Source organism: Candidatus Krumholzibacteriia bacterium (assembly GCA_030748535.1).
GTDB lineage: Bacteria > Krumholzibacteriota > Krumholzibacteriia > JACNKJ01 > JACNKJ01 > JASMLU01.
Genome location: JASMLU010000014.1, coordinates 20,157 through 28,147 on the forward strand (window position 1 = coordinate 20,157; position 7,991 = coordinate 28,147).

The window sequence follows — 7,991 nt, forward strand, 5'->3', positions numbered from 1 at the left end:
TCTGTGGAAGTCTGTGTAAGCTTTGCGGGATTCTAGAACCGTGCGCCCTTGCCCGCAAACTATTTTTGGAGACCATGATGAAGCCTCGCCTCGCTCTTGCGTTTTTCTGCCTGTTTCTGATCGTTCTTCCCGGCTTTGCCGGAGAAATCAAACGCCACGAGATGAACAATGGGCTGGAAGTCCTGATGAAGGAAGCCCATGGCGGCCCGATGGTGGCCTCCATTGTGACGGTGGGTGCAGGAAGCCGCTGGGAGGATGCGGACAGCTACGGGGCCAGCCACTTCCTCGAGCACATGGTCTTCAACGGAACCGCCCTCCGGACGCGCGAGGACATCAACGAGGGGATCAAGAAGTACGGCGGCTACATCAATGCCTTCACGCGCCGCGAGTACACCTGCTACATCCTGCTGATTCCGAAAGAGTATCTGCGGGAAGGCCTCGAAATCCAGGCAGACATGCTTTATGGCTCCCTGCTCCCTCCCGAGGAGTTCGAGAAGGAACGCCTGGTAGTGATTGAGGAAATCCGCAAGGACATGGACAGTGGCAGCTATCGTTCGGCGGCCATGCGGGACGGGATTCTTCTGGAAGGATCGCCCTACGCGCACCCGGTTCTGGGAACGCCGGAGAGCATTGAAAGCCTCGAGCGAGACAAGGTCATCGACTATTATCAGAAGCAGTATGTTCCTTCCAACAGCCGTCTCTTTCTGGTCGGTGATTTCGAAACCCGGAAGGCGAAGCGACTCCTGAAAGAAGTGTTTGGCAATGCCGGGGGGGAGAAACCCCAGGCTCCTGCCGAAGTGAAACTGGCCTGGCCTGCGGTCTCCGACTTTCATTCCCTGCAAGTGGAGGGGCAGCGTCCTTCTCTCTCTCTGATCTGGCAGGTTCCCCCGATTACAGCGGGCGAGTATCCTGCACAACTCCTGCTGGCCGCTCTTCTGTCCGATGAACACCGTTCCCCCCTTTCCGGCCTGAATCCCGGTGTCCATGTGGAACTCTTTGAGGACTTCTCCCTGCTTCACATGAATCTGGATCCCGAAGACCGCGATCCAGGGGAAGTGCTGGAGGAACTGTCTTCGCAACTGGCGGCTCTCGCCGACTGGGAACCCGACCCTGTTCTGGTAAGCGAGGCGGCTCACGGCCTGGTCGTTGATGATGCCTTTCTTCAGGACACCTACCATTACTTTGCCATGATGAAGTCTGCCGAACTGCACATGGGGGGCTTTGAGTTCCTTCGCGACTATCTGGCAAATCTTCGTTCGATGGGTCCTGTGGCGGTACGCAATGCCCTGGAGAAGAGCCTCCTTGCCTCGGCACCCCGGATCCTCTTTGAGAGTTCGGAAGAGACTGCTCTGGACATCAGCGAAGATCTTCTGGTCCGCTTTCAGCCTACTTTCCGGCATCTGGAACTTGCCGAGAGCAAGGCGTCCAAAAGGAAGTCCCTTTCCCGGCGCAAGCGCAGCCGCTCTGTGCAGACCCGAAAGAGGACACTGGACAATGGCCTGCGGGTTCTTCTGATAAGCGACCCCGGCAGTGAGGTCTTTGCCAGCCATCTTCTCGTGCGCGGCCGTTCCCTTCGGGAGCCGAAGGCCGGCATGGTGGATCTGATGCAGAGCCTTCTTGATGCGGGAAGCAGCCGAAGCAGCGGGGAGGAAATCGCGGCCCGTCTGTCAGCCATGGGCGCGAAGCTCAAGACCGGCGACAATCCCTGGTTCCCCTTCGACAACTACTACAGCCGGGAGGATTTCTCTTTCATCCGGCTGGAGACCCTGGACGAATCCGCCGACGGGGCTCTGGAACTGCTGTCGGAACTGATCCGGGAGGCGACTTTCCCCCAGGATGCCTTTGAGCGCGAAATCGGAAAGCGGATGGGCACTCTTCAAATGAAAAGCCCGAGCCCCTCTTCCCGGGCCTCCCGCCTTTTGACCAAGAGCATTTTCCCGGACTGTGGTCGTGGCAAGGCACTTTCGGGTACGGTCGAGTCCATTTCCTCCATCGTGCCGACGGAACTCCGTGAGTTCTATCGCGAGTACTACGATCCTTCGCAGATGATCCTTTCGGTCGTCAGTGGACTTCCGATGAAGGATCTGGAGAAGCAGGTGAAGCGACACTTTGCCGCCCTGCCTTTCCGGGGCGGGCCCCTCAAGGCCTGTTCGCCGAAGCCCGGTCCCCAGAGGCTTGAGTCGCCCATGGAAAAGGAGCAGGTGGCCATTCTCCTCAGCCGCCTCTTGCCGCCTCTTGCGGAACTCGATCCCGCCTTCCCGGCTCTTGTCAGCATTCTTTCTGCCCGCATGGCTCTGGAACTTCGCGAGAAGCAGGGTCTGGCCTACTCCGTGGGCGCGGGTATGCGTTCGGTTCCGGGCCTTGCTCCCGGCGAGAAGGGTTTCACCCGCCTGAGTTTGAGCATTTCCACCGGTTCCCACAATCGCGAGCAGGCGCTCGAGGGCATGAGAGCGGAACTGCGGGGCATGGTCGAGAATCCTCCCAGCGAGGAGGAGATCTTCCGGGCCGTCAATGGAAAGTGGGGGCGGGAGTTGATGCGGAACCTGTCGAGAATCCACCAGGCCTACAGAATGGGACTCGCCGAACATCTCGGAAATGACCCTTTTGCCGCTCCTGGAGGTGACCTGCAGGCCCAGAGGGAGTCCGGCCCTGATCATCTGGCGACTCTGGCGAGACAGACACTCCTCTCAGACGACTGGATGGAGGTTCTGGCTGGGGGTGGCCTGAACTGAATCCCCTATACCGCAAGAGAGCTGTTCATGGATTAACAGCCTGCAAACCCCCTGTTCCGGGATCTTATTCGGTAAATATCACCGGATCCCTGATTGATTGCGCAATATCTGACGGCTTCAGGACTTCCAAGTCCCTTTTACTAGGACAGTTGCGAGGTTAACATTTCAAAAAAAGATGTCAATTTTGATCTACCAGACTTGACACACTTTTCCCCTTCCTTCATACTTCCTGCGTCGAGCTGTGAAGCCCTTCACAGTCAACGCCGATAAGTCGGAAACGCCCATTCCAGTGACGGAATATCTCAAAGGGAAGAAACATGGCCGGAGCCACCTACAACCAGTCGGAGAGCGATACGCTCAACGCCTATCTGCAGTCGATCGGAGACTTCAACAGTCTTACTCGCGAGCAGGAAGCGGAGACGACGGTACGTATTCGCCAGGGTGATGACAAGGCCCTCGAACTGCTGATTCAATCCAACCTCAAGTTTGTTGTATCCATTGCCAAGCAGTACGTGGGTCAGGGTCTCAGTCTCCTGGACCTGATCAATGAAGGAAACCTGGGCCTGATCAAGGCCGCCTACCGCTTTAACGAGAAGAAGGGATTCAAGTTCATCTCCTATGCGGTCTGGTGGATTCGTCAGTCCATCATGCAGGCCATCGTGGAGCAGGGCAATATCGTGCGTCTGCCCATGAACAAGGCCAATATCCTCTACCAACTTCGCAAGGCGAGCCGCAAGCTCTGGGACGACCTCGGTCGTGCGCCCTCGACCGGCGAGCTTTCGAAGGCGATGGGGGTCAGCGAAGATGTGATCAATGAGATCCAGTTCGCGACCAATACCTACCGCTCTCTCGATGAGCCGATCGGTACGGAAGAGGATCATATCCTGATGAACACGCTCGAGGACGAGAACGAGCCGAGTCCTTCGGAGAATCTCGCACAGACCGAGTTCACGGGCTTGCTTGAAGACGCTCTTGATTCCCTGAACCCCCGCGAGGCCATGATTCTTCGGAACTACTATGGTCTCGGCGACCGCGAGCCCCAGACCCTTGAGGAAATCGGGCGCGAGCTGAGCATCAGCCGTGAGCGTGTTCGCCAGGTGAAGGTGAAGGCACTGAACAAGATCCGCAACAGCCATGTGGGCCGGAGGCTCAGCGTACACGCGGACTAGGATTGCGTTGTTGTTCCAGTTGTATACCCCGCCGAAAGGCGGGGTCTTTTTTTACGCCGGCCTTTGCTCCACAGAGGGCAGGAAGAAGGCCAGGTACATTCTCAGAGGCACAAGCAAAGAAGAGAAAGTCCTCCTCCTGCGCTAGCGACTCATCAGCTTCACGCTGCCCACTCTCTCAAAACGCATTTCATCGTGAGCCCGGAAGGTGGCACCATCCACATTCACGGGAAAGGTGCCTCCTCCCTTCGGAGCCAGAACGATGGACTTCTCCGCCGTCCAGCTCTTCAGCCCCCAGAGATCCGGGTCTTCGAGAATCTTGCCGCTTCGGGCCTTTCGCGCCTGAGTGGGAAGAATGCGAAGGCCCAGGTCTTTGAGACCGAAGAGATGGAAGTCGCCGGAGCCCAGGGGGGCCTTGGAAAAGGGCAACTCCGGGCCCAGGTAGCCATTGACCAAAATCAGTGCGCGAAAGCTTCCTCGCTCCCGGACTTCCCCGTCCACGCGGATCTCCCACTCCCGCTTACGACGGAAAGGAGACTTGAGGACATGTTCGACAAGAGCGAGCGCCATTCCCGTCGTGAAGGGACCGAGGTCGCCGAAAAACTGGCTTAGGATGCCCTTGTAGTATTTCGTGAAACGGTTTTCGGTGTAGTGGGGAATGCGCCCGAAGATTTCCGCTCCCCCGTAGCCGAGAAAGTGACGATCGGCTTCGCGGCTGAACGGTGACGAAGCTCGAAGAAGATCTGCCGAACTGTACTGGTCCTCCTTCAGGGAGCGGGCAAAGACCGAAATGGCCTCTTCGATCTCGTCGGGCATTTCCAGTACCTTGCCGATGAGATCGGCAGAGCCCTTTCGAAGAAATCCCAGGCGCAGTTCGTCCAGATCCGCTTTCGCTTCCATGCAGCCCTCTAGCACCGCCCGAAAAGTACCCGAACCTCCCGCGGAGATCGGCCTTTGTCCTCCTTCGGACACAGCCCTGGCAGCTGCACTGCGGGCTTCCTCATGGCTTTCGCAGACATGGAGTCGCACATCTTCGTAGCCATGGGAGGCGAAGAGGGGAAGAATGCGCTCGACCTTCTTCCAGTCGGAAATCGAGCCCGACATGGTCGTGGCAATTACATCAACTCTCATCGCCATTCCTTTCAAGCTGCCGGAGAAAATCTTCGGCTTCCGCAAGATTGTCTTCCAGCTTCCGGTCTCCGGAAAGTACACGCACTGGAATGCGGGTCTCCAGAACCCGGCAGACAAGTCGATAGGCTTCCCGCAGGGTGGACAGTTTCTCGACCGTCTCGTGAACCTGTTGTTTTTCGCCCCGCGCATGGATACGGTCCACGCAGACAGCGGGATCCACATCGAGGAAAATTACGGCATCTGACTGGTGCAGGCGGCTCAGTCCCAGCCTCTCCAGGGCTTTCAGTTCCGGGAAGTTCGCATAGATCGGGTCGCTCGGGGAAAGCCGTTCCCCGCTGAGAGCCTTCAGTGCCTTGGCACAGACTTCCTCGGTGAAAAAGTCTTCCCGGTAAAGCGCCGCCCAGGCGGTCATGTTATAGAGAGGGGAACCGTCCAGGAAGATCCCACCCGGGCGATACCAGCGCTCGACTTCCCCGAGCAATCGGTCTCTCAGGAGGAGTTCCGCCAGTTTGGGAACCTTGTAGCTCTTCAGACTTCCGGCCTGCTTGGCATGACGACTCACCCAGCGGCGGACTTTCTCTACCAGCAGGGGCTGAAGGGGAGAGCTCTTTCCTTCCTCGAAAAACTCCAGGCGGTCGCTGATCAGGCAGGTGGTCTGATCGGCGGAAAACTCCTCTGCGAGGCTTCGCGAGAGGCTGCTCTTCCCCGATCCGTCAATGCCCAGAAGGGCGACCGTCCGGGGCTTTGCGCGGGAAGGACGCCTTTGCCGGCAGGCCATCTCCTCTTCTGCCAGTTGCCGAAGGTCCTTTTCAAGGCGAGCGGTGATCTGCCGCGCCTCTCCCTGCATGACCTGTGGCGGCCCGAAGGTGATGTGGTTCCAGAGAGGCAGGGGGAAGGGCATGCCCCGCGGGAAGGCTCTCTCCGGACCTTCCAGGAAGGCGGTCACGACGGGAAGCTCCGGGTTTGCCGTAGACAGGTGGCCAATGCCGCTCCGGAAATGGGCGATTTCCCCGGCCTCCCCCCGGCTTCCCTCGGGAAACAGGAGAAGGCTCTTGCCGGCATCGAGCATGGTCTGCATCGATTCCAGATTGCCGCTGCCACTTCGGTCTACCCAGAGCGGACGAAAGAGCCGATCCACCAAGGTGAACAGAAGCCTGTTCTTGCAGAAGTAATCCCTGGCAGCGACGGGATGCGTTTTCTCGATCATCTCGGCCGGAAGGACGGAGAAGAGAATCAGGGTGTCCAGGTGGCTGTTGTGATTGGCAATCAGAATGAACTGCTCAAGGCCCTCCAGGTTTTCGCGTCCCAGGGCGTTGATGCCGAAGATAAATCTCAGAAGCGGCCGAAGCAGCAGTCGCTGGACGATCACTCGCGGCGCAAGCATCAGAGATCTCCCCAATGCAGGAACCAGCGAAGGTAATGAAAGAGGATCGGTGCTGCGAAAAGTTGTGCCTTGAGTGCATCCAGCGCGCGGCCTCGCCCCGCCTCCAGTCGATCCGGACGGATTCCCAGATCCTTGCCCAGTGCATCCAGGGTGAACTGTCCTGTGAGAACGAACAGCGGCAAAAGCAGGGCGAGAGACAGAGAGTGCTTCAGTGGAATGCCCGACCAGGGGCTTCCCAGCCCCAGAAGAAGCAGGGCACCGGCAGCTCCTGCCAGGTAGGCAGTAATCCGGTTTCGGTGGCTGAGAAGTCGGCCCAGGAGATCCGCAAGAGCCACGGCCAGAATGCCCAGCAGCGCCATTCTCACGGAAAAGCGGGCGAGGTAGGCCAGATGCCCCAGGCTGAAGACAAAGAGAAAGAGGCCAAAGTCCAGGGCACCCACCGAGAAGACCATTCCCCGGCTCCTTCCTCCCAGAGCTACCAGCCAGGGAAGGAAGAGGAAGGTGTAGACGGGAATGGAGATGATGAACATTCCATACCAGTCGATTCCAATCAGGAAGAACTGAAAGGGGATGGAGAGATAGCAGAGCAGGATGCCCCAGCGGTCTTCCCGGCGAATCTCAAGAAGCGAGAGATACTCGCGCAGGGTTCCAAAGGAGAGGAAGGCAAAAACCAGCAGTCCCCAGAAAAGCCCGACCTGCTCCATGAGAAGCAGGGCCAGAACCAAAACCCAGAGGTATCGAAAGAGAGTTGGAACGCTGAGCCGGTTTCGCAGGACGGGAGCCAGAACGAGAATCAGGGAAAGGGCCGCAAGAACAGCCAGCGAGGTGAAATCAGGGACAGGATCGAGCATCGGAACCTCCCTTCTTTCCCAGTATGCACAAATCAGGGGGAGGGGGAAAGCCCGGAAGCGGAGTCAGGGGTCTGGTATTCCGGTTTTTTTTCACGCTTTCCTCTGTGTTTCCGATTTGCTAAACTTCCCTTTCCCGATCCCCACGGGTTCGAATTGACACCTTACTGGAGGAACCATGAAACTGAGATTCAGCGTCCTGCTCGCGATTCTTTTCGCCTTTTCCCTGCTGGCCGAGGATTCGGCCGCTCCCAATGAGACTGGGCAAAGTGAACCCGCCCTGATCGAGGCAGTCAGTACCGGGGCTCCCGATGGAGGGATTCTGGATGTAAACCTGGATGAGGCAGAAGCCGCTCTTCTCCGCGGGGACATGGAGGCATTGGAGGGCATCGCCCGCTCAGCGTCGCCTGCAAACGGGCAACCCGCTTTCTCCCTGATGGAGCGCATCCAGCCCATTTTGCAGGAGGAAAAGCAGAAGCTGGCGCAACTACACCTTGAGTTGGAGAGTGCCACTCAGGACGAAGCTCCCGCAATTCTACTCTTGGTCGAAAGCCTGAAGCAGGAAACGGAGATTCGCATTCTTGCCGCACAGGCCGAACTGGCTCGCGATCGCGGCAATGAGACCTTGGCCGAAGAAATCGATCTGGCGATCGAGGAGATCCTGAATCCTGCTCCGCGCCAGTACCAGCCCGAGAGCCGTCCTCTTCCCGGCACCGGAAACTAGGAGGGC

General features: G+C 58.2%; 6 protein-coding genes. 3 read left to right on the forward strand and 3 right to left on the reverse strand.

Annotated features, from left to right (window positions below):
- The first annotated feature begins 77 nt into the window (after positions 1 to 77).
- Both QGH30_08845 and QGH30_08850 read left to right on the forward strand, forming a co-directional pair.
- Positions 78 to 2,732 carry a pitrilysin family protein gene (locus QGH30_08845; protein ID MDP7022446.1) on the forward strand — a complete coding sequence of 885 codons (2,655 nt, stop codon included), beginning with the start codon at positions 78 to 80 and terminating at the stop codon, positions 2,730 to 2,732.
- Positions 2,733 to 3,049: 317 nt separating this feature from the next.
- Complete coding sequence (locus QGH30_08850; protein ID MDP7022447.1) at positions 3,050 to 3,901, forward strand: RNA polymerase sigma factor RpoD/SigA; 852 nt, start codon at positions 3,050 to 3,052, stop codon at positions 3,899 to 3,901.
- Positions 3,902 to 4,042: 141 nt separating this feature from the next.
- Here QGH30_08850 and QGH30_08855 read toward each other — a convergent pair whose 3' ends face one another.
- The 3 genes from QGH30_08855 to QGH30_08865 are packed head-to-tail and all read right to left on the reverse strand — an operon-like array spanning position 4,043 to position 7,264.
- Positions 4,043 to 5,029, reverse strand: coding sequence for a diacylglycerol kinase family protein (locus QGH30_08855; GenBank protein ID MDP7022448.1), 987 nt, complete (start codon positions 5,027 to 5,029; stop codon positions 4,043 to 4,045).
- A complete protein-coding gene (locus QGH30_08860; protein MDP7022449.1) occupies positions 5,019 to 6,413 on the reverse strand; it encodes a 1-acyl-sn-glycerol-3-phosphate acyltransferase in 1,395 nt (464 codons plus the stop codon). Before QGH30_08860 ends, QGH30_08855 begins: the two co-directional genes overlap by 11 nt.
- Entirely contained in the window at positions 6,413 to 7,264 is an 852-nt protein-coding gene (locus QGH30_08865) for a hypothetical protein (GenBank protein ID MDP7022450.1), read from the reverse strand. The genes QGH30_08860 and QGH30_08865 overlap by 1 nt, the downstream gene beginning before the upstream one ends.
- A gap of 175 nt (positions 7,265 to 7,439) precedes the next feature.
- On the opposite strand from QGH30_08865, the gene QGH30_08870 reads away from it, so the two are divergent.
- Positions 7,440 to 7,985 carry a hypothetical protein gene (locus tag QGH30_08870; protein ID MDP7022451.1) on the forward strand — a complete coding sequence of 182 codons (546 nt, stop codon included), beginning with the start codon at positions 7,440 to 7,442 and terminating at the stop codon, positions 7,983 to 7,985.
- Positions 7,986 to 7,991: the final 6 nt, after the last annotated feature.

Coding starts and splice junctions, on each gene's coding strand:
- QGH30_08860 (MDP7022449.1), bottom strand. CDS start 6,413: ATGCTTGCGCCGCGAGTGATCGTCCAGCGACTGCTGCTTCGGCCGCTT.
- QGH30_08850 (MDP7022447.1), top strand. CDS start 3,050: ATGGCCGGAGCCACCTACAACCAGTCGGAGAGCGATACGCTCAACGCC.
- QGH30_08870 (MDP7022451.1), top strand. CDS start 7,440: ATGAAACTGAGATTCAGCGTCCTGCTCGCGATTCTTTTCGCCTTTTCC.
- QGH30_08855 (MDP7022448.1), bottom strand. CDS start 5,029: ATGAGAGTTGATGTAATTGCCACGACCATGTCGGGCTCGATTTCCGAC.
- QGH30_08845 (MDP7022446.1), top strand. CDS start 78: ATGAAGCCTCGCCTCGCTCTTGCGTTTTTCTGCCTGTTTCTGATCGTT.
- QGH30_08865 (MDP7022450.1), bottom strand. CDS start 7,264: ATGCTCGATCCTGTCCCTGATTTCACCTCGCTGGCTGTTCTTGCGGCC.